The following is a 1,539-nucleotide window of genomic DNA, read 5'->3' as shown; positions in this document are numbered from 1 at the left end:
CGCCAGGCCCCCAACCCCCGCAGCACGCGAAAAGCGGGGGCCGCAGCCCTACGGCCACGACCCCCACCCTGGGACCGCTCAGCGCACGCTCAGCCGACCACCGTCACGTCTGCGAATGCCTCACCTCTGGCGCGGGGCCACCCGGAGGCAGCACCGGCCGGGTGAACGCCTCACCCCCCGGATTCGGCGGAGCCGCCCCGCATCCGGCGTCCTGAGCGGCGAACCATTCGCGGCTCGCCTGCCTGGCCAGGTACAGGACAGCCTGTGACGTCTCGCCCGCCAGCGACACCGGCACCAATGCGTCATCCATCCGGTCCACCCGCACGTCACCTCCCGGGCACCCGCACTGCGCCCCCATCCGCAACGCCTCCGCCTGCGTAGCCGCCAGCGTCAGGTGCCGATGCACCGTCTCAGCCGCATCCGCCAGCAGGCCCAGCACCGGCCCCATGTCCTCTGTGCTCAGGGCCCGAACGTCCGACACCGTCGGCCACGCCAGCGTCTCACCCAGCGTCACCCACGCCTCCAGGTCCTTAACCCACGTCACCGGCCCTCACCTCCGCCCGAGCCCTCGTCCGCGCCGAGTCGCAGCCGCCCCGATCCGGCACGGCGGCGCCTTGAGCGGCCAGCCACTCACCCCGCGCCGCGCCCACTATGTAGAGCACGCCCTCCGCCGACCCGACCGCGCACCCCAGCGGCACCAACGCGCCATCCATCAGCTTGGTCCGCTCCGCGTCATTACCGTAGAACTCCCACGTCTCCCGCTGGAGCACCTCCGCCCGAAGATTGATCTCCCGCAGCAGCAGGAAGAGATCCTCGGCGACGTCGCATAGGTGCTCCATCACCGTGCCCAGGTCATCCGCCCCCAACGATGGCAGGGCCGAATGCGCACCCGTCGATACCGAGCCCCGATGGTCTTGCGACCATGATCGGACGTCCTCCACGAATTTCATCAGCGCTCCCTCTTTCCGTGCTCCCCGCGCCTGCCCGGTACCGGAAAGGTGCCGGGGTAGAGCCGGGGTTTCATGTGCTCGTCCAGTCGTTCCGCCGCCGTGATCACGTCGCCGCACGCCGCCAGCCACTCCGGGCGCCGCCGCCCGTCCGGTGACCGGTAGTAGCACCAGCCCCCGTCATGGTCGGCCCGCACCGTGATCAGCGTCCCGACCTCGCGGGCGCCCGCCCCGGCGTAGACCCACATCAGCGGCCCGACCTGACCGGCATACAGCCGCAGGCAGTGCCACCCCTTGTGGAGCAGCACCACTTCCAGCCGCGCCAGGTTCCGCGCCGCCGTCGCACGCCCGAGGCGCGTCCGCACCCGCAGCGGAACGGCCGCCGACTCCGAGACCGCCCGCTGCACCAGCACTTTTGTCACCCTTCTCCCTCCTGTCGTTCGATCTCGAACCAGACCGTGACCGGCCGCCCGTCCGGTGACCGGTAGTAGCACCAGCCCCCGTCATGGTCGGCCCGCACCGTGATCAGCGTCCCGACCTCGCGGGCGCCCGCCCCGGCGTAGACCCACATCAGCGGCCCGACCTGACCGGC

The 1,539-nt window shown here is 71.5% G+C and carries 3 protein-coding genes; all 3 read right to left on the bottom strand.

Annotated features, from left to right (window positions below):
- Positions 1-103: 103 nt before the first annotated feature.
- Genes DMH08_RS39440 through DMH08_RS39430 form a run of 3 tightly spaced genes read right to left on the bottom strand, consistent with a single transcriptional unit; the run spans position 104 to position 1,369 of the window.
- Positions 104-544, bottom strand: a complete 441-nt coding sequence (locus DMH08_RS39440; RefSeq protein ID WP_125621393.1) for a hypothetical protein — start codon at positions 542-544, stop codon at positions 104-106.
- Complete coding sequence (locus tag DMH08_RS39435) at positions 531-950, bottom strand: hypothetical protein (protein WP_125621390.1); 420 nt, start codon at positions 948-950, stop codon at positions 531-533. The genes DMH08_RS39440 and DMH08_RS39435 overlap by 14 nt, the downstream gene beginning before the upstream one ends.
- A complete protein-coding gene (locus DMH08_RS39430) occupies positions 950-1,369 on the bottom strand; it encodes a hypothetical protein (protein WP_125621387.1) in 420 nt (139 codons plus the stop codon). Before DMH08_RS39430 ends, DMH08_RS39435 begins: the two co-directional genes overlap by 1 nt.
- Between the last annotated feature and the right edge of the window lie 170 nt (positions 1,370-1,539).

Origin of the sequence: Actinomadura sp. WAC 06369, from assembly GCF_003947565.1 — a bacterium.
Lineage (GTDB): Bacteria > Actinomycetota > Actinomycetes > Streptosporangiales > Streptosporangiaceae > Spirillospora > Spirillospora rifamycini.
The sequence above is the reverse complement of the archived record's forward strand: the minus strand, read 5'-3'. Positions and strand labels throughout refer to the sequence as shown.

What these genes read in the sequence shown, in the direction of transcription:
- DMH08_RS39435 (WP_125621390.1), bottom strand. Translation starts at nt 950, where the DNA reads ATGAAATTCGTGGAGGACGTCCGATCATGGTCGCAAGACCATCGGGGC.